Here is a 21,447-nt window from a genome sequence, read left to right on the forward strand (position 1 = left end):
GCGCTGGGGGCGGCGGGACTGCTGAAGAGGGAGGACGCGTGAACCTGCGGGTGGGCGATCTCGTCGAGGTGCGTGGCGAGGCGGAGATCCTGGCCACGCTGGACGAGCGGGGCGAACTGGAGAGCCTGCCGTTCATGCCGGAGATGGCGCGCTTCTGCGGCCGGCGGATGACGGTGCACAAGGTCGCGCACAAACTCTGCGACACGATCAGCCGCAGCGGCATGCGCCGTATGGAGAGGGCCGTCCACCTGACCGGGGCACGCTGCGACGGCGGGGAGCACGGCGGTTGCCAGACGGCCTGCTCGTTGTACTGGAAGGAGGCCTGGCTCAAACGGGTCGATCCGGACGAGCCGCAGGCCCCGCCCACGCCCGAACCGGAGCTGCTGCCGCTCCTCCGGGCCAACACCCGCAAGGACGCCGACCACTACTCCTGCCAGGCCACCGAGCTGCTCAGGGCGGCGCCGGCCTGCCTGCCGTTCCGCGACCTCGGCCAGTACGTCACCGACGTGCGCACCGGCAACGCCGGCGTGGCGTCGGTGGTCCGCGCGTTCCTCGCCGGGCTGTTCAACCGCTTCCAGGAGCTCAGCAAGAAGGCCCTGCCGCGACGCCTGTGGATCAGGCGCGGGCTGCGCTGGGGTTTCGTCGAGGGACGGGCCGGCCGCGTCACTCCGACGGAGGAGCTCGACCTGAAACCGGGCGAGCTGGTCAGGATCAGGTCCAAGAAGGAGATCCTCGACACCCTCAACGCCGACCTGCTCAACCGCGGGCTGGGCTTCGAGGAGGAGATGGCCCGCTACTGTGGCAGGACGGCGCGGGTGCGCGCCAGGGTCGAGCGTTGCCTGGACGAGAAGACCGGCCGCATGCTCAGCATGAAGAGCCCGTGCATCGTCCTCGACGACCTCGTCTGCGAAGGCGTCTACAACGCCAACTGCCCGCGCGAGTTCGTGCCGTTCTGGCGGGAGATCTGGCTGGAGAGGCTGCCCCCGGGCGACGGGGACACCCCATGAGCGAAGCCGGCGAGATCGGCAGGAAGGCGGGGCGGGGGCTGCGCTGGAGCCTGCTGGGAAACCTGGTCATGAAGGCGGGCTCGTTCGTGATGAGCCTGGTCCTGGCCAGGCTGCTGGTGCCCGAGGACTTCGGCGTGTTCGCCATCGCCCTGGCCGCCAGCCAGTTCGTCATCTACGTCAACGACGCCGGGGTGATCTCCGCGACCGTCCAGTGGCGCGGCAGGCTGGAGGAGGTCGCGCCCACGGCCACGGTGGTGGCCATCCTGTCGAGCGCCACCCTGTACGCGCTGTTCTGGGTCATCGCGCCGTTCTACGCCCGGCTGGCCGGCAGCGAGGACGCCACCTGGGTGATCCGCATCCTCATGGCCACCAACCTCGTCTACGGGCTGACCGCGGTCCGCAGCGCCGCGCTGATGCGCACGTTCCGGCAGGACAGGCTGGCCTGGGCCAACCTCGCCGGGTTCGCCGCCAACGCCACCGTCTCCATCACCCTGGCCGCGAACGGCGCCGGGGCCTACAGCTTCGCCTGGGGCCAGCTCAGCGGGGCGGTGCTCACCGGCATGCTGGTGGTCGTCCTGGCCAGGATCAGGATCGAGCTCGGCTTCGACCGCGCGGTGGCCGCCAGGCTGCTGCGTTTCGGGCTGCCGCTCTGCGCCGGCCTCGGCATCGAGGGGCTGCTCCTCAACGTCGACGCGGTCATCGTCGGCGACGTGCTCGGGCCCGCGTTGCTGGGCTTCTACCTGCTGGCTTTCAACATCTCCAGCTGGGTGCCCGGGCTCATCGGCACGGCCATCCGCTACGTCGCGCTGCCCAGCTTCTCCCGCCTGGCCGAGGAGGGCACCGAGCCGTTGCGGGCCGGCGTACGGCAGGCGGTGCCGCTGCTGGCGACGCTGGTGGTGCCGGTCGCGGTGCTCATGGGCACGCTCGCCCCCGCGATCGTGGAGTTCCTCTACGGCGCGCGCTGGCTGCCGTCGGCCGAGGTGCTGCGCTTCCTGGCGGTCGTGATGGCCGTGCGCATGCTGACCCTGCTGATCACCGACGTGCTGGCCGCGACCGGCGCGACCAGGTCGCCCATGTGGGTGAACCTGGCCTGGGCGCTCGCGCTCGTGCCCGCGCTCATGGCGGGCGCGCGGCTCGGCGGCATCGAGGGCGCCGCCGTGGCGCACGCGGTCATCGCGGTGGTGGTGGCGCTGCCGCTGCTGGGGGTGGCGCTGCACCGATCCGGCGTGCCGCTGCGGTTGTTCGGCGCGGGGCTGGCCCGCCCGCTGGCGGCCGCCGTGCCGGCCGGCATCGTCATGGCCGGGCTGTCCGCCGTCGTCGACGGGGCGTTCGCCGAGCTGTGCGTGGCGGGCGGCGCGGGGCTGTTGGTGTTCGTGCTCGCGGCGGTGCCGCGTGCCGTGCTGGAGCGACTCGTACGTCAAGGGAGAGCACATGCCGGAACCTGAACTCGTCTCGATCGCCCTGCCCGTGCGCAACGGCGCCGACCGGCTCGAAGGCGTGATCGGCTCGGTGCTGGCCCAGGACTACCCGCGCATCGAGCTGGTCGTCTCCGACAACGCCTCCACGGACGGCACCGAGGAGCTCTGCCGCGACCTGGCGGCCGGAGACCCCAGGATCGTCTACCACCGGCATCCGCACAACGTCGGCCTGCTCGGCAACTTCACGCACGCGGCGCGGAGCTCGCGCGGCGCGTACGTCCGGTGGATCGGTGACGACGACCGGCTGGAGCCGGCCTGCGTCTCGCGCGCGATGGCGGCGTTCGCGGCCGACGAGCGCGTCATCCTGGTCACCAACCAGGTCTCCTACAGCCGGCCGGACGGGACGGTCGCCACCACCGCCTACGCGGGCCCTCACGAGGGCACGGGCCTGGGCTCCGACGACCCGGTGGAACGGTTCACCGAGATGCTCAGGCTGCTCAACGAGAGCCCGTTCCTGATCGATCCGCTCTACGGCCTGCTGCGCCGCGAGCCGGCGGTCGGCATCCCGCGCAGGAACATGTTGCGCGAGGACGAGGTGTTCGCCGCCAAGCTGGCGCTGGCCGGGCCGTGGGCGCACGTGCCCGAGGTGTTGTCGCACCGCAACTGGCGGCTCGAACGCATCTCGGGCCTGGCCCGCCGCCTCGGCGTGCCGTCGTGGCAGTCGCACGCGGCGAACACGCTGCAGTGCAGGGAGCTGCTCAGATGGGTGCGCGACGCCGACCTCACCGAGGACCGGCGCCGCCGGGCGCGCTCCGCGGTGCTGCGCATGTACGCCCGCCGCCAGCGCCGGACGATCGCCCACCGGGGCCGCAAGCTGCTGTCCATGGCGCGGATGGTGTAACGGCGTTCACGACAAGGGCGATTTCCACTTTGCATCGGTACAAAAGTCGACGGGGGCGGAAATAGTGCGCTTCTGGACAACCGTCTTGGGTCTGGCCCGGAAGAAGCTGATCGGGCCGCCTGTCGCCGTCGTGGCGATCGGGCTCGCCCTGACCGCGTACTTCCTGGTCCCGAGCCGCTACGTCTCCACCGCCTCCATGGTGCTCACCGTGCCCGCCACGGGAGGGACGCTGGAGACCGGGCCCCAGCGGCGGCCAGGGCTGACCAACCCGCTCCTGCAGTTCAACGACGCCCTGCGGACGACCGCCGGCATCCTCATCCTGTCCACCAACACGCCCGAGGTCGCCGCCGAGCTGGGCGTGACGGAGGACGGTCCTACCGTACTGACCGTCAACGACGGGCGTACCAACCCCGACCTGCTCGGCATCAGCACCAACGGGCCGTTCGTCTACGTCGAGGTGGAGAGCACCTCTCCGGCCGTGGTCAGGGAGGTCATGCGCAAGGCGCGGCTGCGCATCAGGGTGGAGCTGGCCAGGCGGCAGACGGCGCTGGGCGCGCCGGTGAGCACACACATCGCGATCCTCGACGTGATGCCCGCCTCGGTGCCCCGGCTCGTCGTGACGGACCGCCTGCTGGGGGCGGCCTCGGGCGGCCTGTTCGGGGTGGTCGCGGGGCTCGGCGTGGCCTACGGCGTGCAGCGCCTGCGTGCCGCCCGCCGTGCCGGCGAGCCCGGCCTCCGGGAAGCCCCGGACCCCGTCACCGAGCCGTCGCGGGAGAACGGCGCCGCGCCGTCTAACGGTGCGCCGCCTGACGCCGTGCCGCCCAGTGCCGCGCCGCCCAACGGCGCGCGGCCGCACGCCGAGGACCTGCCCGCCTCGCCGGTGACGGCCGAGGAGGACACCGGGCCCATCCCGGCGATCGAGCGGGAGGGAGATCAGCTCGACTCGACGACCTGAGCGCACCGCCGGATCGCGGCCATCCTGGCCTCGTGCGGGGTGTGCGACTTGGCGGAGATCATCATGCCCACCGCGTCAGGGGGCAGCCGGTCGGCGAAGGCGACCGCCTGGGTCTCGTCCCACGGCTCGTGGTGGTAGCTCAGGTGGCAGATCGTCGTGTTGACCGGCGGCGACGCCTTCAGCACCTCGTCGACGAACACGCCGTACAGGACGAACTCCGAGACGTGCAGCCGCCCGTTGAACGCGTCGAGCCAGTCGCGGCCGGTGACCTCGGTGACGTGGCGCCGCATGCCGAGCACGATCCGCGGGTCCCAGAACGTCAGCGCGGTCACGTAGTCGGGCAGCGGCGGTGGCGGCGGGGGCGGCAGGCCGAGCAGTTCGCGGGCGACCCGGTGCCACAGGAGGTGGCGCTCCATGTCGGCGGTCACGGCGTTCTCGACCCGGTGGAGGCAGAGCCGCCCGTCCACGCTGAACGACTCGACCCCGGTCGGGCGGACCAGTACGGCGTCGGAGTCGACGATGAGCAGGGCGTCGGCGTCGATCAGGCCGGCGGAGGCGATCTTGACGGTCTGCTGCATGACCCAGCCGCGCAGCGGGGGCCACGGGCGGCGGCAGTTGACGTGCACGTCGGTGAAGGGCACGCGGACGTACCTGCGGGGCAGCAGCTCCGAGCGTATCCACAGGCGGCAGCGCGGGCCCTCGAACCTGGCGAAGGCCCGCCGGTCGCGGGCGGGCACGAAGACGTGGTGGACGGTGTCGTCCGAGGTGTGGCGGAGAACGGACCTGTGCAACTCGGCGAAGAGGCCGGCGTCCGGGGCGTAGGACGGGGTGATGACCGCCAGCTTGCTCACGGGTCGACTCCCATCGTGAAACGGCCCCTGCCTTCCCCTTATCGGGGAGCCAGAGGCGGTGTTACAGGGTTTATGTAACGCTCCACCCCATTCGCGGCGACATCCATGAGGCAGGACTCGCAGGGAGGGCACGTGGATTTCTGGGGGACCGTCCTCGTCCTGACGCGACGCTGGTTCGTCGCCCTACCGGCCTTCCTGCTGGCCGTCGGCGGCGCGTTCTACGCCTACTCCACGATCCCCGTCACCTACACCGTCTCCGCGGTCCTCGTGCTCACCGCGCCGACCAGCGGCGGGACCGTGCCACCCGACCCCGACCAGCCCGTCCCGCAGGTCAACCCGCTGCTCAACTTCGACCACGGGCTCGACGTGGCCGCGTCGATGCTGATCAACGTCATGAGCACGCCGGACATGGTGGCCGAGATGGGCGTGCGCCCCGACGGCGACACCACCTACGCGGTCAGTAACGGCACCAACAACCTGGAGTCGCTGGCGACCGGCCCCCTGGTCTTCGTCGAGGGAGAGAGCCGCACGCCCGAGGCTGCCACACGGATGGCCCGCGAGGTCATCGAGCGGGTCCGGCAGGAGCTGGACGTACGCCAGCGGCAGGTGCAGGCGCCACCCGAGACCTACATCTCGATCAGCGAGACGGTGCCGCCCACCACACCCGTGCCCCAGCAGGGCAGGAAGCTGCGCTCCGCCGCCGCGGCGCTCGGTCTGGGGCTGATCGCCGCCCTCTGCGCCTCGTTCGCCGCTGAGAGCCTCTCAGAGGCGCGCAGGACCGGTTTCCCCGGGCTTCCGAGAACCCGGCGCAAACGGGACCCGGACGAGTCCGAGTCCCCGGACGCCGAGCAGGAACTGGTCACGGCCAGGAAGCCGGGGTCGTAACCGGTGGCCGCCGCGACTTCCGGCGCCCCGCCGCTGCCGGGGCGCGCCGACGGCGCCACGGTCGCCGCCGCCTTCACCGTGGTCCTGCTGATCGTGCCCGCCCGGCTGGTGCTGAAGTACCTGCCGCTCTCGCTCACACCCGCGAACGTGGTGAGCCTCGCGGCGGCGCTGCTCTGGTTGTGCGCGCAGCTCACGCTCACCCTGGGCGTCGCGAAGGGGCGCAACCCCGTGCGCACGGTCCTGTTCGCCTACTTCACCGCGATGCTGGCGACCTTCGGGTTCACCACGTACGGGTACATGGACTCCGACGAGCTCAACCTGAGCGACCACTCCTTCGTGCTGGTGATCGCGACCGTCGGCATCGCGCTCACGGTCTGCGACGGCGTGCGGGGCCTGCGGCGGCTCGACTTCGTGCTGAAGACGCTGGTGGTGGCCGGCGCGGTGATCTCGGTGATCGGCGCCTTCCAGTTCCTGTTCTCGGTGGACCTGACCAGGTTCATGGAGCTGCCGATCCTGCGCTACAGCACCGAGGGCGACTCGTTCGTCCTGGAGCGGGCCGAGCTGCGCCGCGTCGCGGCCACCACCGGCCACCCCATCGAATTCGGCGTCGCCTGCGCCATGCTGCTCCCGCTGGCCGCCCACCACGCCGTCAAGGCGCGCCTGCGCGGCGAGCCGGCGCTGCGCTGGTGGGCGTGCACGCTCCTCATCGGGCTCGGCCTGATGTTCTCCGTGTCGCGCTCCGCCATGCTGAGCCTCTTCGTGGCCGGCGTGGTGTTGTTCATCGGCTGGCCCGCGCGGCAGCGGCTGCTGGCGCTGCTGGCGGGCGCCGGGTTCGTGGCGGCCATCTGGGTCGCGGTGCCCGGCCTGCTCGGGGCCATCGCCGGGCTGTTCACCGACCTCGGCAACGACGAGAGCATCCAGTACAGGACCCACGACTACGCCGTCGCCGGCCAGGAGATCGGCCGGCACCTCTGGCTCGGCCGCGGCCTGGGCACCTGGTACGCCCCCAAACACCAGATCTTCGACAACCAGTACATCCTGTCGATGGTGGAGACCGGGCTGATCGGGACCGTGGCGTACGCATCGGTGTTCGTGGTGGCCTGCTACGCGGCGCTGAGGGCCCGGCACCTGAGCGCCGACCCCGGCGACCGCGACCTCGGACTCACCGTCGCCGCCTGCCTGCTCGTGCCCCTCGCCGGGTCGTTCACCTTCGACCTGCTGTCGTTCGCGACCGTGACCGGGATCGCGTTCGTGCTCGTCGGCGCCGCCGGCGCCCTGCTGCGGGCCGCGCGGGCCGATCAGTTCTCACCCTCGCAGACCAGCGGGCCGACGATCGAGGTGACCCGATAGCTCGCGTCGATGGTGACCAGCTCGTTGCCGGACCACTCCGTCCCGCCGCACTCGGAGTCGACGGGCCCGTACACCCACGACTTGTCGACCAGCTTGTTGCCGCGCACGACCTGCTTGCCGCGGGCGTTGCGCACCTGGAGGCTGAACGTGCCGCCCATGATGAGGTTGTCGGTGACGATCACGTCCTCCGACTTCTCGTCGACCAGGAAGATGGGCGCGGTGATGTGCTCGGCCTCGCGCTGGTCGACGGTGTTGTGGTGGAACAGCAGCCCCTTGCCGCCGTTGTAGGCCTGGATGCCGTCGGAGTGGTCGCCGGGATTCGAGCACAACTTCACGTACGAGTCGCGGATCTCGACGTCGTCGCCGGAGACCCGGAAGCCGTCGCTGTGCCCCTGCACCAGCACTCTGGTCGCCTTGTACTTGTCGTAGCCGATCCCGGGCAGCGGCTCGCACGTGCCCGTGGTGCCCACCGTCGTGTCGGTGATGGTGAACCGGAACGACTCGGGGCCGTCGGAGTTGATCACGTCGCCGTCGATCACGCTGTTCCTGACGGTCACGTCGTCCGCGTGGATCAGCAGATGACCGGGCACGTGGACGCCGTCGAGCACGGTGCCGGGCTTCCTGACGCGGTAGGCGACGTTCTCCGTGTCGAGCCGTACCTTGGTCAGCTTGGTCCCGCGGGGCGCGCCCGTGCAGGCCGGGGTGGGGTGGTCAGGGCAGGACGAGCCGTCGGCCCTGGTGATGCTCGGCGTGGGGGAGGGGCTCGGCGGCGGCTGCTCGGCGGGCGCGGCCTGGCAGGCCGTGGCCAGCACCGCCACGACCACCATCAGGGGGAGGGGTCTGCGCATCGCCGTCACCTCTCAGCCACCCAGCCGCCGCAGCAGATCGGCCCACGAGCCCGCCTCCTGGTCGCGCCGGCTGACCTCGGTGACGGGAAGCGGCCAGGCGATCCGCAGATCCGGGTCGTCGTAGCGGACCGCCAGATCCTCGGCGGGATCGTGCCGCCTGTCGATGCGGTAGCAGGTGTCGGCGGGCTCGGTGAGCGCCTGGAAACCGTGCAGGAGGCCCGCGGGCACGTACAGCGTGACGAAGTCCTCGTCGTCGAGCCGCACCGCCATGCTGCGCCCGAACGTCGGCGAGTGCGGCCTGATGTCCACCAGCACGTCGTGGACCGCGCCGCGGGCGCACCTGACGAGCTTCGCCTCGCCCTTGCCCGACCGCCCGTGCAGGCCGCGGACCGTGCCGCGCCGCGAGCGCGACTGGCTGTCCTGGATGAAGGTCTCGGGGGCCAGGCCGGCCTCGGCGGCGACGGCCGCGTCGAAGGTCCTGGTGAACAGGCCGCGGCTGTCATGGTGCGGGGTCGGCCTGAACAGCACGACCCCGTCGAGCTCGCCCTGCTCTGCTTTCATGTGTCGTCCTTCCTGGAGGCGGTCCGATGAAGCCGGTGGTCAGTGTCGTCATCCCGGCGCACAACGAGGAATCGGTCGTCGCGGAAGGGCTGGACCTGCTGCTCGACGGGACCGCGCCCGGCGAGTTCGACGTCGTCGTGGTGGCCAACGCCTGCACCGACCGCACGGCGCGGGCCGCGGCACGGCCGGGCGTGCGGGTCCTGGAGACCGCGACCCCCGGCAAGGCCCACGCGCTGCGCCTGGGCGACGCGGCGTGCGTGACCTTCCCGCGCGTCTACCTCGACGCGGACGTGCGGATCGACGCCGGCTCCGTGCGGGCGCTCGCCGCCGCGGCCGCCCGGCCCGGCGTGCTCGCCTGCGCACCCGCGCCGGAGTGGGACCTGTCCGGTACGGGCCCCGCGGTCCGTCGTGTGCACCGGGTCCACGACCGGCTGATCGCGCCGGCCAGGGTGCTCGCGGGCGTCGGCGTCTACGTGCTGAACGAGCGCGGGCACGGGCGGGCCTTCCCGGTGCCCGACGTGATCTCCGACGACGGGTGGGTGGACGGCTGCTTCACCGGGGACGAGCGGGTCGTGGTGGCGCGGGCGCGCTCCGTCGTGCGTCCCGCCCGCACGGTCCGCGCCCACCTGCGCCGGCGGATCAGGGTCAGGCAGGGCAACAGGCAGCTCGCCGAGCTGGGCGTGCCCGCGCGCCCGCTGCGCCCGAAAGAGCTGCGCGCGTTGCTGGCCGCGCGGGCGGTCAGCCCGCTCGACGCCGCCTGCTACCTGGCCGTCCTGGCCGTGGACCGGCTGCTCACCAGGCTCCGCGGCGGCAGGACGAGCTGGGGCACCGACGCCGGCAGCCGTCATCGCGACCCCACGGCGACTTCGTAGGCCGCCAGTAACGCCGCCTTCGAATGGTGCCAGGACAGGGGGCCAGCGACCCTGCCACGGCCGATCTCGCCCATCCGCCGCCGCTCGTCCGGGTCGTCGAGCAGGCGCGCGATCAGCTTCGCGAACTCCGACTCGTCGTTCGCGGGCGCGTACAGGGCCGCCTCGCCGGCCGACACCCGCGCCTCGCGCAGCTCGAAGGAGACGATGGGCCTGGCCATGGCCATGTACTCCATGATCTTGTTCATCGTCGAGACGTCGTTGAGCGGGTTGAGCGGGTCGGGTGACAGGCACACGTCGGCCGTGGACAGGTGGCGCAGCAGGTCCTCGTCGGGGATCCTGCCGGTGAACTCGACGGTGTCCGCCAGGCCCAGCTCGCGGGAGAGCGCCACCATCGCGTCGAAGGTGTCGCCGCCGCCGACGAACACCGCGTGCCAGTCCGTACGCCCGTGCTCGTCCCGCAGCCGCGCGAGGCTGCGCAGCGCGTAGTCCACGCCGTCCTGCGGCCCCATCACGCCGAGGTAGCACAGCAGGTACGGCTTGCCGCGCCGCAGGCTCTCGTCGGGCGGCACCTGGCGGAACCGCTCGACCGCCGGGGCGCTGCGCACCACGAAGACTTCCTCCGGACGTTTGCCGCCCCGCGACAACGCCACCTCCCTGTAGCTCTCGTTCGTCGCGATCACCACGTGCGCGGCCCGGTACGTCATCCGCTCCAGCCGGCACACCGCGCGGTAGAGCAGGTCCTCGCCCCGGCCGAAGCGGGACAGGTAGAGCTCGGGCACCAGGTCGTGCTGGTCGAAGACGAACCGCGTGCCCTTGCCCCGCATGGCCCGCGCCACCAGGAAGAACAGGTCGGGCGGGTTGCAGCCGTGCATCACGTCGAACGTGCCGAGCCGCCTGGCCAGGCGGACGGTGTGCCACAACGCCGAGCCGTATTCACGGAGGTAGCCGATGGGGCCGCCGGTGGCGGCGCGCAGCGGGTAGCGGTGGATGTGGATGCCGTCGATGACGGCATCGGGCTCGGTGTCCTGCTTGACGCCGCGCGGGCAGATGACGTGCACCTCCCAGCCGGCCTGGTACAGGGCCGTGCACTCCTGCCAGACGCGCCGGTCCATCGGTACGGACAGATTCTCGACGAGGATGAGCGCTCTACCACGCAATGCCTGTGTAGTCCCTTCTGCCCCGCTGGGCCTCCGCGTCAGGAACGCGTACGAGATCGACGATCCTGCGGTCCCCCACGCGGCTCAGCGCGTCGAGCACCGTCGGGTCCGCGCACCCGATCACGCACACCTCGGCGTGCCGGAGCACCTCGTCCACCGAGTCGCCGAGCAGCTCGCCCAGGTGGGGCAGGCGTTCGGCGATGTAGGCGCGGTTGGCTCCCACCAGCCGCGACAGGGTCACGTTGGCGTCGTAGATGCGCAGGTCGTAGCCCTTGCCGAGGAGCCGCTCCGCGAGTTCGACGAGAGGGCTCTCGCGCAGGTCGTCGGTGCCGGGTTTGAACGACAGCCCGAACAGGCCGATCCTGCGCCGGCCCGCGGCGGTGACCAGGTCGAAGGCGCGTTGGAGGTGCGCCTCGTTGGCGGGGAGCACGTGGGAGAGCAGCGGGACGGACACGTCGGCCTTGCGTGCCGCGTAGACCAGACCGCGCAGGTCCTTGGGGAGGCAGGAGCCGCCGAAGGCGAAGCCGGGCCGCAGGTAGGCGGGGCTGATGTTGAGCTTGCGGTCGGCCAGGAACACGTCCATCACGCGGTGCGAGTCGAGCCCCATGGCCTGGCAGATCGCGCCCAGCTCGTTCGCGAACCCGATCTTCACCGCGTGGAAGGCGTTGTCCGCATATTTGGCCATCTCGGCGACGGGGATCGGCACTCTGAAGACGTCGCCGGGCAGCCCGTCGTACAGCGCGGCGACCACGTCGCCCGCGGCCCCGTCCGACTCGCCGATCACCGTCTTGGGCGGCGCGAAGAAGTCGCGCACGCTGGTGCCCTCGCGCAGGAACTCGGGGTTGACCGCCACCCCGAAGTCCACGCCCGCCCGCAGTCCCGACGACAGCTCCAGGATCGGGACGAGCAGGTCGGCGCAGGTGCCCGGCAACATCGTGCTGCGGAAGACCACCACGTGGCCCGCGGCCAGCGAGCGGCCGATCTGCTCGGCCACCCGCTCCAGGAAGGTCGTCGACAGGCTGCCGTTGGGCGCCGACGGGGTTCCCACGCAGACCAGCGACACCTCGCTGTCCCTGACGGCCTGGGCGGCGTCCGTGGTAGCGCGCAGCGCGCCGCCGGCGACGGACGCCGCGACCAGCTCCCCGATGCGCTCCTCGACGATCGGCGCGCGGCCGTCGTTGATGAGATCGACCTTGGCCTGGTTGACGTCGACGCCCACGACCTGGTGCCCCATGGAGGCCAGGCATGCCGCCGAGACGCATCCGACGTAACCGAGTCCGAAGACACTAATTCGCACAGCCGCCTCCGTTAGGGACCGTCTGCTGTGGACCGCCGTCTGGAGGGCAGCGCGCGATTTCCCCCGCCTCCACCGATATGTCGGGCATGTCCGTTGGAACGTTACGGTTTTCTCCGCGCCCTGACCGATCGTGCGATCGACCTCGCCTCCGACAGCGCCGACGCGACGGCTCTGCGTACCGGATTTCTGGTGACGACGCCCTGGCAGACCACGCTCTCGCCGGTCTTCGCCCGCCGCTTGTACTCGTCCTCGCCCCTGCCGAGATCGATGCGGGCGACCCCGAGCGCCGGGGCGGCGGCCACCAGCTCGCGCAGCAGGATCCAACCCGGCGACAGCCGGGCGAAGGCGGGGTCGTAGACCGGGAACCACCAGTGCAGCACCGCACCCGACCTGAGCCCGAAGTGCGCCGCGAGCAGGTGCTCCCCCGCGTGCAGCGTGGACAGCAATCCGCCGAAACCGGGGTCGCGGGCGCGCAGCAGGCCGTCGAGCAGCCGGACCCGGTCCGGCTCGGCGAAGTAGTCCTTGGCGCCGGTCGCGGCGTACTGCGCCCGCTTCAGCTCGATCACCCGCGCCAGCGCCTTCGGGTCGGACGAGTCCGCCACGAACCGCAGCTCCCCGAGCTCCCGCCCCGCCTTCGCGGCCCGACGCCTGGCCTGGCCCATGTTCTCCTTGCCGCTGCGCGAGGCCCGGCCCAGATAGCCCGCCAGCCCGCCGGTCACATCCAGGTAGGGGGACGGCCTGCGGGAGACCACCCACCGCTCGAAACCGGGCGCCGCCTCCACCAGGTGGTCGAACGTGTAGGCGGCGGCCCCGTTCCCGAGCAGGTCGAGTGGCCGGAACCCGGTGCCGGCCGCCAGGATCGGGCCCTGGAAGTCCGCGCCCGGCCAGCCCACAGGGCGCAGCAGCCGCCCCTCGCGATGGTGCGGCAGGAACGCGACGGGCGCCCCGCCGTCGCCCGCGACCGCCACGTGGACGGGCCGCCCGGCGGCGTGCACGGCCGCCGCGAAACCCGGATGGAAATAGGGGCTGTCCAGGGCCGGGTTAGCCGCCCGCAGCGCATGCCAGGACTCCAGCTCAGCCGGGGTGAGCGCGGTGAACGGCTCCACCCGAGGCCCGCTCATTGCGGCAGCGCCGTCATTCGGCGTGACGGCCGCAGCAGCGCCACCACACAGGCCCGCGACGTACGCCGCCCGGCCAGCGCCCGCACCGCCTCACCGGCCAGCACGGCCAGATAGTACGCGGCCCCCGACGCCGGCCCGTGGCGCCGCCGGTACAGGCGCACCTTGTTCACCACGAGCAGCGCCGCCAGCGTCGGATCGACGCCCGAGTCGCCGCCGATGTGCTCGATCACCGACGCGGGCTCGTACCACGTCGTCCATCCCAGGTCGGCGGCGCGCAGGCAGTAGTCCGTCTCCTCGCTGTAGAGCAGGAACGACTCGTCCCAAGCGCCCACCTCGCGGATGACCCGCGGCGAGAGCAGCATGGCCGCGCCGGTCGCCCAGGCGTACGCGCCGGGACGCGCGTAGTCGCGCGGATCGGTCACCAGCTCGCCCAGCCCGCCGACGCGCCCGGCCAGCGCCCCGCCGACCAGCGCCTCGGCCAGCGCCCTGCCCACGGTCGGCGACCTGCGCAGCGACGGTTGGAGCGTGCCGTCGGGGTTGACCATGTAGGGGACCGCGATGCCCCTGCCCGGCTCCCGCAGGCAGCCGAGCAGCGGCGCGATCGATCCGGGGCGCAGCCGGCAGTCGGGGTTGAGCACGTAGACGCCGTCGAGCCGGTCGAGGTCGAGCACGGCGGTCCCGGCGTTGATCGCGGCGGCGTACCCGGCGTTCCTGCCGATCTGGACCACCGCGACCCCGGCCCGCTCGGCGACGGCGACGGAGCCGTCCTTGGAGGCGTTGTCGGCCACCACCACGTCCGCCAGTTCCACCCCTTCCGCGCCCCGCGCCAGCGAGTCGAGGCAGCCCGCGAGCACCGACGCGCTGTTGTAGGCAACGATCACGACGGCGACCCGGCCCATCAGCGCACCCGCTTGTACAGGCGCATGCCGAGCTTGCCCGCGCGCCGGGCGAGCGGTGCTCTGCCGTCGAGCACCCGCCCGATCCAGGCGCCGTCGAGGTCGTGCCGGAGGCTGGTGCGGGCCTGGAGCCAGGAGCCCGGCCTGGCCCGGCCGCCGTCGCTGGTGTAGGCGCGGGTCACCCCGGCCATCCGCAGCCGGCGCAGGACCCGGCGGTCGTAGGAGCCGAACGGGATCGCCACCCGCGACACCGGCGCGCCGGCGAGCCCGGCGAGCACGGCCCTGGCCCGGGTGAACTCCTCGGCCACTTGCGGGCCGTCCAGCGTGCGCCAGTCGCGGTGCGCCCAGCCGTGCGAGCCGACCCGCATGCCCGCGCCGGCCAGCTCGCTCACGCCGTCGGCGTCGAGCCTGCCGGGCTCGCCGAGCAGCCCGGCCAGGACGAAGAACTCCGCCCGCAGCCCCCGCTCCACCAGCCGGGGAAGGGCGATCTCCACGTCGGACGCGTTCCCGTCGTCGAACGTGAGCCGCACGTCGGGGCGGCCGGCCACCGCGTCGACCACCTGCTCGAACTGCTCGACCGTCACCCACGTCGCGTCCTCGCCCCGTTCGAGTGCGCGGGCCGTCTCGCCGATGCCGTGCACGGTCAGGTTGGTTACCGCACGCATCCTGCCCCCTGGTCAGAAGGTCACCAGGAGAGTTATCGCAACCCAGGATGGACCGTTACATCCGTTTCGCGTACCAGTCGACGGTCTGGCGCAGCCCGGCTTCGAGCGTGGTCGCCGGCCGCCAGTTCAGCACGCGCTCGGCGGGCCCGAGGTCGGAGCGCTGCGTACGGTCCAGCGGCCTGGCCGCGACGGCGCCGAACTCGGGCCGGGCCGGGCCACCCGCGCCGCCACCCGCGCTGTCGCGCTCGATGCCGCCCACGATGCCGGCGAGCAGCTCCACCGTCTCGCGGATGGAGACCGGCTCCGGCGTGCCGATGTCGAGGACGTGCCCGGCCGCGTCGCTCCCCGCCCCCGCCAGGACGAACGCGTCCACCACGTCCTCGACGTACACCCAGGTGACCAGCCTGGTGCCGGACGTGAGCCGGGGCGACCGCCCATTCAGCAGGGACGTCGTCACGTACGGCACGAGCCTGGCCGTGTTCGGCTCGCCCGGCCCGTAGACCATCGCCACGCGCAGCACCGAGACCGGAACCCGCCACAGGGCGTGGAACATTCGGGCGTACCCCGTCGCCGCGGCCTTCGCCGCCGCGTACGGCGAGCTCGGCGCCTGCCCGTCGCCCGGCTCCTCCACCGAGCCCGCCAGCACCACGCTGCGGACGGGGGTGCCGGTCACGGACCTCAGCAGGTTGACGGCGGCGCCCAGGTTGCCCGCCAGCGTCGGCGCCACGACGTCCGGCTCGCGGGCGCCGGTGACCTCACTGGCCAGGTGGAAGACCACTTCCGGCTGGACCGCGTCCACCAGGGCGGCCGTCGCGGCGGCGTCGCGCAGGTCGGCCGCGTGCCAGCGCTCGCCGTGCCCGGTGGCCGCCGGCGGGCGGCGGCTGACCGCGTGCACCCGCGCGCCCAGCCCGGCCAGGCGGCGGACCAGGTGGGAGCCGATGAACCCGGTGGCGCCGGTGACCAGCGCGCGCGTCCCCCGCCAGGCTGACATACGGCCTCCGGCTAGTCGTGTTGTTCCGGTGAGGGGATGGCCTGGCCCGTGTCGTGCCAGACGTTGCCCGCCTTGGCGGCGAGCTCGGAGCGGGTGCTCAGCAGGATCGGGCAGTCGTGCGCGGAGTTGCGCCCGAACCGGTTGCCGGTGACGCGCTGCCCGGCCAGCGGGCGGTCCAGCGGCGTGTGGTCGATGTTGACGACGCAGGCGCCGCCGTCGAGGTAGTTGTCCTCCACCCGCAGTTCGTCGGCCGAAGACTGGACGGCCGCGTTCGGGTCGCGCGTGGTGGACAGGTCGATCGTGTTGTGCCGCAGCGTGACCCCGCTCTGGTCGGCGAAGGCCTGGACGCCGTCGTTGTGGGTGGGGCCACCGCCCTGGTCGGGGTCGTGGGCGAACCAGCTCAGGTCGTGGATGTAGGAGTCCTGGACCAGGGTGGCGGTGTGGGCCTTGACGCCGTCCACCGTGCCACGGAACTCCGAGCGGTAGATCTTCGTCGAAGCCGCCCAGATGCCGTCGATGGACGGCGAGGGATGGGCGGGGTAGAACTCCGAGTCCTCCACCACCGTCTCCTTGGCCTGCTCGGTGTCGAGCAGCGGCCGCACGTCGGAGGTCGCCGCGCCGCGGAAGACACATTTGCGGAACGTGACACCGCGCGCGGTCACCACCACGAAGCCGTGGAAGACCTTCCCCTCGACGACCTCGCCGTCCTTGGCGAAGGTCTGGTCACCGGTGACGACGGTGAGCGTGGTGCCGGGCGGGACGCCCGTGGAGGCCGCGTCGGGAAAGCCGGGAGGGCCCGGCCCGCCGGTCTCCGGAGGCGGGCTCCCGGGCGCGGCCGGGCTCTGCGAGGCCCGGCCCGCGGGCTCGCCGAGTTGCTGGGCGACCGTGACGGTCAGGGCCAGAGCGGCGACCGCGGCTATGACATACGACCACGTCTTCGCCACCCTGGCATATTCGCGAAAAATCAGCTGATGCGCCAGGTGTCGCCACCCAGCAGCAGCTCGCTCAGATCGCCGGCCCCCGTGCGGGCCGCGGCCTCGTCGAGCTGCTCGGCCATGAGCGTGTCGTAGGCCGGTCGGGCGACCTGCCGGAAGATGCCGATCGGCACGTGCTCGAACGCCGGCTCATCGAGCCTGCTGAGCGCGAAGGCCACCGACGGGTCGGGGTTGTGCGCGTCGTGCACGAGGATCTGGTCGTCGCCCACGCTGTCGCGGGCCACCACCTCGATGCCCCCGTTCGCGGCGCGTACGACGGCCTTCGAGGCGCTCACGATCGGCTGGCCGTGCTCCAGCCGCACCGTGATGTCGTCGCGGACCTCGGGGTCCTTGAGCTGCTCGAAGGCGTTGTCGTTGAAGATGTTGCAGTTCTGGTAGATCTCGACCAGCGACGTGCCGCGGTGCGCGGTCGCCTCGCGCAGCACCGACTGCAGATGCTTGCGGTCGGAGTCGATGGTCCTGGCCACGAAGGACGCCTCGGCGCCGATGGCCAGCGAGATCGGGTTGAACGGCTTGTCCAGCGACCCCATCGGCGTCGACTTGGTGATCTTGCCGACCTCGCTCGTCGGGGAGTACTGGCCCTTGGTCAGACCGTAGATCCGGTTGTTGAACAGCAGGATGTTGAGGTTGACGTTGCGGCGAAGCGCGTGGATCAGGTGGTTGCCGCCGATCGACAGCGCGTCGCCGTCACCGGTGATCACCCACACCGACAGGTCGGGCCGCGAGGCGGCCAGGCCGGTCGCGATCGCGGGCGCGCGCCCGTGGATGGAGTGGAACCCGTAGGTGTTCAGGTAGTACGGGAACCGCGACGAGCACCCGATGCCCGACACGAACACGATGTTCTCGCGCTTGAGCCCCAGCTCGGGCAGGAAGCTCTGCACCGCGGCCAGGATCGCGTAGTCGCCGCAGCCCGGGCACCAGCGCACCTCCTGGTCGGACTTGAAGTCCTTCAGGCTCTGCTTAACGTCGGTCTTGGGAACGAGCGAGAGCCCCTTCCCGTTCACCGAAGTCTTGCCGGAGGCGAACAATGGTTCACTGGTCACTGTCGATCACGTCCTGGATGACTCCGGCCAGCTCCTCGGCCTTGAACGGGAGCCCGCGCACACGGTTGTAGCTGATCACGTCGACGAGGTAGCGGGCCCGCAGCAGCAGGGCCAGCTGGCCCAGGTTGATCTCGGGCAGCAGCACCTTGTCGTAGCGCTTGAGGATCTCGCCGGTGTTGGCGGGCAGCGGGTTGAGGTGGCGCAGGTGGGTCTGGGCGACCTTGCCGCCGCCCTTCCTGATGCGCCGTACGGCGGCGGCGATCGGGCCGTACGTCGAGCCCCACCCGATGACGAGCACCCTCGCGTCGCCGTCGGGGTCGTCGACCTCGAGGTCGGGCACGTCGATGCCGGCGATCTTGGCGGCCCGGGTGCGGACCATCAGGTCGTGGTTGGCGGGGTCGTAGGAGATGTTGCCGGTGCCGTCGGCCTTCTCGATGCCGCCGATGCGGTGTTCGAGGCCGGGGGTGCCGGGGATGGCCCACGGGCGGGCGAGGGTCTCGGTGTCACGCTTGAAGGGCAGGAACGTGCCGTCCTCGCCGTTCGAGGCGGTCGTGAACTCCTGCGAGATGTCCGGCAGATCGGAAATCTCGGGCAGGCGCCAGGGCTCCGAGCCGTTGGCGAGGTAGCCGTCCGACAACAACATGACAGGCGTGCGATATTTGACGGCGATCCTGGCCGCCTCGATGGCCGCGTCGAAGCAGTCGCTCGGCGACATCGGTGCCACCACCGGCACCGGCGACTCGCCGTTGCGGCCGAACAGGGCCATCAGCAGGTCGGTCTGCTCGGTCTTGGTCGGCATGCCGGTGCTCGGCCCCGCACGCTGCACGTCGACGACGATCAGCGGCAGCTCGGTGGTGACCGCCAGGCCGACGGTCTCGGCCTTCAGCGCCACGCCGGGGCCCGACGTGGTGGTCACGCCCAGCGCCCCGCCGAACGCGGCCCCGAGCGCCGCGCCGACACCGGCGATCTCGTCCTCGGCCTGGAAGGTGCGGATCCCGAACCGCTTGTGCTTGGACAACTCGTGCAGGATGTCGCTCGCCGGGGTGATCGGGTAGGACCCCAGGAAGAGCGGCAACCTCGACTGCACGCTGGCGGCGATCAGACCGTAGGCGAGCGCCTGGTTGCCGGAGATGTTGCGATAGACGCCCGGAGCCAGCCGCGCTGGCTTGACCTCGTAGCTCACCGAGAAGCCCTCGGTCGTCTCCCCGTAGTTCCAGCCCGCCTGGAAGGCCGCGATGTTGGCCTTGGCGATGTCGGGCTTCTTGGCGAACTTCTGCTCGAGGAACTTGATGGTGTGCTCGGTCGGCCGGTGGTAGAGCCAGGACAGCAGGCCGAGGGCGAACATGTTCTTCGACCGCTCGGCGTCCTTCTTCGACAGGTCGAAGTCTTCGAGTGCCTTGACGGTCAGCGAGGTCAGCGGGACCGCGTGCACGCGCCACTCGCTCAGGGAGTCGTCCTCGAGCGGGCTGGTGGCGTAGCCGACCTTCTGCAGGTTGCGCTTGGTGAACTCGTCGGTGTTCGCGATGATGTCGGCGCCCCTGGGCAGGTCGCCCAGGTTGGCCTTCAGCGCGGCCGGGTTCATCGCCACGAGCACGTTCGGCGCGTCGCCGGGCGTGAGGATGTCGTGGTCGGCGAAGTGCAGCTGGAAGCTCGAGACACCGGGCAGCGTGCCCGCGGGCGCGCGGATCTCGGCGGGGAAGTTGGGCAGTGTCGACAGGTCGTTGCCGAACTCCGCCGTGCCCGCCGTGAAACGGTCGCCGGTGAGCTGCATGCCGTCGCCGGAGTCTCCAGCGAATCTGATGATCACGCGGTCGAGTTGCTGGACCTGCTTCGTCACAGCTCAGTCCTCCTCGACGCGCCAAGGCGCGGTTGATGTAGGCGCGTTCTCTGTTTCCATGCTAGATCCTCGGAAGGTCACGCGTTTTACTGGCCGCGAAAGCGGGTAAACGCGGGCGGGGTCAGGGTGAGGTGGGAGAACGACGACACAGCCCGGACGCGAGCCTGCAGAGGTCCACATGCAGGCGGGCGAACAGGACGGTTCGGGTCACGTGCGCCAACTATACGTCCCCCTACACGCGCGCTATGTCCGGGGCTGCTCGCTCCCTGACCTGTACATGCGTCCGGCCTGCATCCCCGCAGAGCCGTACAACTCAGGAACGGTGACAAAGCTGTAACCCTTCCCGCGCAACCTTTCGAGGATGTCCGGAACCGCATCGACGGTTTCCCGATGGATGTCGTGCATGAGAATGATCGCACCTGGATGCGCCGCGCGCACCGCTCGGTCGGCGATGTCGGCAGATTTCCCGCCCTTGTGGTCGTGGGCGTCGACGTCCCAGGTCACCAGCGACACGCCCTGATCGGCCGCGACGGCGCGCAACTTCGGGCCCACGGCCCCGTACGGCGGCCGTACGAGCGTCGGCGTCCGCCCGGTCGCGGCGGAGATCGTGTTCCCGGCCTGCCTCAGCGAGTCGGCGATCTTGCTGGTGGGCAGGTCGGAAAGGTTCCTGTGCGTCCAGCCGTGGTTTCCGACCAGGTGCCCCTCGGCGCTCATCCGCAGCACCAGATCGGGATTGGCGGCGGTGTTCGTGCCGAGAGGGAAGAACGTGGCCCGCGCCTTGCCCTCCTGGAGTTTGTCGAGCAGCGCGCCGGTGTTGGGGCCGGGACCGTCCTCGAACGTCAGCGCCACACACTTGGTCTCGGCGCAGTCGGTGGTCACGGCCAGGTTCCTGACGGCCTCGGTGTTGTTCGCGGGGTCGTCCGTGGGCGGGGGCCCGTTCCTGTCCCCGTTCATAAGCTCTGCGGCCTTCCGCGCCGCCGTCCTGACGCCCTCCTGGGCCCGCGTCCCCAGGTCGGACAGCAGCGGCGCCACGTCGTCCGCCGGCACAGCCGCGGCCACCCGGCCCAGCCGGCACGGCCCGACCTGGCAGTCGTCGAACTCGACCACCAGGTCCCCGTCACGGTTGAAGGCCATCGAGTCGAACCGGTCGCCGTCCGCGATGATCCCGTCCGCCTCGATCTGCGACCCGCGCTCCTGGAGCAGCCGCCGCTTGACCAGCACGCCCAGCCTGCGCATCGCATCCTTGCCCGCGAGCAGCCCGGAGGAGCGGACCGCCTTGCCCTCGTGCGGGTCGAACCAGTACGTCCGCGTGGAGTAACCCCAGCCCGCCGTCAGCTTCTCGCCGGTGCGCAACCGCACGGCGACCGCCTCGGGGGAGGCGGCGGCGAGCCGCCAGGTCACGTTCAGCTCAGGCCGCAGGCGGGGCGCCCTCGTCTTCGTGCGCTCGCGGAAGACACGCAGTTGCTCGCGTACCCGCTCGCGCAGCGTCCGGTTGAGCGCGGGGGCCTCGTCCACCTCGGGGTAGGTGATGTGCGCGTATCTGTCGTTGGTGGAGTCGCCTTCGGTGAGCGTCCTGGTGGACAGGCCGACCACGGTCGTGGGGTCGACAAAGTCGATCGATGTCGGCTCTGCCGGGACCACGATGTCCCCGTCGGGCACGGCTGCGGTCACGCCGCAACCGGACGCCGAGAGGGCCAGCAGAGCGATTCCTGAAGAGAATCGCTTTTTGCGCATGCATGTCAGGGTATGGGGGTGATCTTCCCATTTACTCTGATTTGGGATGATCAGGAACGGACT

21 protein-coding genes are annotated in these 21,447 nt (G+C 71.4%); 7 read left to right on the forward strand and 14 right to left on the reverse strand.

Features of this window, described 5'->3' with window-relative positions:
* Positions 1–38 precede the first annotated feature (38 nt).
* From E1294_RS08700 to E1294_RS08715, 4 genes are all read left to right on the forward strand, one after another.
* Entirely contained in the window at positions 39–1,007 is a 969-nt protein-coding gene (locus E1294_RS08700; RefSeq protein ID WP_132506599.1) for a hypothetical protein, read from the forward strand.
* Positions 1,004–2,452 carry an oligosaccharide flippase family protein gene (locus tag E1294_RS08705; RefSeq protein WP_132506623.1) on the forward strand — a complete coding sequence of 483 codons (1,449 nt, stop codon included), beginning with the start codon at positions 1,004–1,006 and terminating at the stop codon, positions 2,450–2,452. Before E1294_RS08700 ends, E1294_RS08705 begins: the two co-directional genes overlap by 4 nt.
* On the forward strand, positions 2,439–3,326 hold the full coding sequence (locus E1294_RS08710) for a glycosyltransferase family 2 protein (protein ID WP_132506625.1): 888 nt from the start codon (positions 2,439–2,441) through the stop codon (positions 3,324–3,326). Before E1294_RS08705 ends, E1294_RS08710 begins: the two co-directional genes overlap by 14 nt.
* Before the next feature lie 85 nt (positions 3,327–3,411).
* Positions 3,412–4,281, forward strand: a complete 870-nt coding sequence (locus E1294_RS08715; RefSeq protein WP_132506627.1) for a hypothetical protein — start codon at positions 3,412–3,414, stop codon at positions 4,279–4,281.
* Here the strand turns inward: E1294_RS08715 and E1294_RS08720 are convergent.
* Positions 4,260–5,132 (reverse strand): DUF6492 family protein, encoded by an 873-nt coding sequence (locus E1294_RS08720; RefSeq protein WP_132506629.1) that lies wholly within the window; start codon positions 5,130–5,132, stop codon positions 4,260–4,262. The two genes, E1294_RS08715 and E1294_RS08720, sit on opposite strands and share 22 nt — an antisense overlap.
* Positions 5,133–5,264: 132 nt before the next feature.
* On the opposite strand from E1294_RS08720, the gene E1294_RS08725 reads away from it, so the two are divergent.
* Positions 5,265–6,017 (forward strand): YveK family protein, encoded by a 753-nt coding sequence (locus tag E1294_RS08725; RefSeq protein WP_132506631.1) that lies wholly within the window; start codon positions 5,265–5,267, stop codon positions 6,015–6,017.
* Positions 6,018–6,020: 3 nt separating this feature from the next.
* Positions 6,021–7,367, forward strand: a complete 1,347-nt coding sequence (locus tag E1294_RS08730) for an O-antigen ligase family protein (protein WP_132506633.1) — start codon at positions 6,021–6,023, stop codon at positions 7,365–7,367.
* Here E1294_RS08730 and E1294_RS08735 read toward each other — a convergent pair.
* Both E1294_RS08735 and E1294_RS08740 read right to left on the reverse strand, forming a co-directional pair.
* A complete protein-coding gene (locus E1294_RS08735; RefSeq protein ID WP_132506635.1) occupies positions 7,316–8,215 on the reverse strand; it encodes a hypothetical protein in 900 nt (299 codons plus the stop codon). The two genes, E1294_RS08730 and E1294_RS08735, sit on opposite strands and share 52 nt — an antisense overlap.
* Positions 8,216–8,227: 12 nt before the next feature.
* Complete coding sequence (locus tag E1294_RS08740) at positions 8,228–8,776, reverse strand: dTDP-4-dehydrorhamnose 3,5-epimerase family protein (protein ID WP_132506637.1); 549 nt, start codon at positions 8,774–8,776, stop codon at positions 8,228–8,230.
* Between the two features lie 26 nt (positions 8,777–8,802).
* Between E1294_RS08740 and E1294_RS08745 the strand changes: the two genes are divergently transcribed.
* Positions 8,803–9,648 carry a glycosyltransferase family 2 protein gene (locus tag E1294_RS08745; protein ID WP_132506639.1) on the forward strand — a complete coding sequence of 282 codons (846 nt, stop codon included), beginning with the start codon at positions 8,803–8,805 and terminating at the stop codon, positions 9,646–9,648.
* On the opposite strand, the gene E1294_RS08750 is transcribed toward E1294_RS08745, so the two are convergent.
* The 11 genes from E1294_RS08750 to E1294_RS08790 form a co-directional block, all read right to left on the reverse strand.
* On the reverse strand, positions 9,621–10,805 hold the full coding sequence (locus E1294_RS08750; RefSeq protein ID WP_132506641.1) for a glycosyltransferase family 4 protein: 1,185 nt from the start codon (positions 10,803–10,805) through the stop codon (positions 9,621–9,623). The genes E1294_RS08745 and E1294_RS08750 overlap by 28 nt on opposite strands.
* Positions 10,795–12,102 carry a nucleotide sugar dehydrogenase gene (locus E1294_RS08755; RefSeq protein WP_132506643.1) on the reverse strand — a complete coding sequence of 436 codons (1,308 nt, stop codon included), beginning with the start codon at positions 12,100–12,102 and terminating at the stop codon, positions 10,795–10,797. The genes E1294_RS08750 and E1294_RS08755 overlap by 11 nt, the downstream gene beginning before the upstream one ends.
* Positions 12,103–12,203: 101 nt before the next feature.
* Positions 12,204–13,223 carry a GNAT family N-acetyltransferase gene (locus tag E1294_RS08760; RefSeq protein WP_132506645.1) on the reverse strand — a complete coding sequence of 340 codons (1,020 nt, stop codon included), beginning with the start codon at positions 13,221–13,223 and terminating at the stop codon, positions 12,204–12,206.
* Positions 13,220–14,122 carry a glycosyltransferase family 2 protein gene (locus E1294_RS08765; RefSeq protein ID WP_132506647.1) on the reverse strand — a complete coding sequence of 301 codons (903 nt, stop codon included), beginning with the start codon at positions 14,120–14,122 and terminating at the stop codon, positions 13,220–13,222. Before E1294_RS08765 ends, E1294_RS08760 begins: the two co-directional genes overlap by 4 nt.
* On the reverse strand, positions 14,122–14,784 hold the full coding sequence (locus E1294_RS08770) for a polysaccharide deacetylase family protein (protein ID WP_132506649.1): 663 nt from the start codon (positions 14,782–14,784) through the stop codon (positions 14,122–14,124). The genes E1294_RS08765 and E1294_RS08770 overlap by 1 nt, the downstream gene beginning before the upstream one ends.
* A 55-nt stretch (positions 14,785–14,839) precedes the next feature.
* Positions 14,840–15,775, reverse strand: a complete 936-nt coding sequence (locus E1294_RS52530) for an NAD-dependent epimerase/dehydratase family protein (RefSeq protein WP_165977179.1) — start codon at positions 15,773–15,775, stop codon at positions 14,840–14,842.
* Positions 15,776–15,786: 11 nt separating this feature from the next.
* Positions 15,787–16,719 (reverse strand): hypothetical protein, encoded by a 933-nt coding sequence (locus E1294_RS52535; RefSeq protein WP_165977180.1) that lies wholly within the window; start codon positions 16,717–16,719, stop codon positions 15,787–15,789.
* A gap of 20 nt (positions 16,720–16,739) precedes the next feature.
* The gene (locus E1294_RS08780; RefSeq protein ID WP_132506651.1) at positions 16,740–17,813 is read right to left on the reverse strand and encodes a 2-oxoacid:ferredoxin oxidoreductase subunit beta; all 1,074 of its coding nucleotides are present in this window, start codon (positions 17,811–17,813) and stop codon (positions 16,740–16,742) included.
* Positions 17,803–19,650, reverse strand: a complete 1,848-nt coding sequence (locus E1294_RS08785; RefSeq protein ID WP_132506653.1) for a 2-oxoacid:acceptor oxidoreductase subunit alpha — start codon at positions 19,648–19,650, stop codon at positions 17,803–17,805. Before E1294_RS08785 ends, E1294_RS08780 begins: the two co-directional genes overlap by 11 nt.
* Before the next feature lie 121 nt (positions 19,651–19,771).
* On the reverse strand, positions 19,772–19,861 hold the full coding sequence (locus tag E1294_RS57955) for a putative leader peptide (protein ID WP_311132193.1): 90 nt from the start codon (positions 19,859–19,861) through the stop codon (positions 19,772–19,774).
* 32 nt (positions 19,862–19,893) lie between these two features.
* Positions 19,894–21,384 (reverse strand): polysaccharide deacetylase family protein, encoded by a 1,491-nt coding sequence (locus tag E1294_RS08790; RefSeq protein WP_132506655.1) that lies wholly within the window; start codon positions 21,382–21,384, stop codon positions 19,894–19,896.
* Between the last annotated feature and the right edge of the window lie 63 nt (positions 21,385–21,447).

Origin of the sequence: Nonomuraea diastatica, assembly GCF_004349015.1 — a bacterium.
In the GTDB taxonomy this organism is placed as follows: Bacteria; Actinomycetota; Actinomycetes; order Streptosporangiales; family Streptosporangiaceae; genus Nonomuraea; species Nonomuraea diastatica.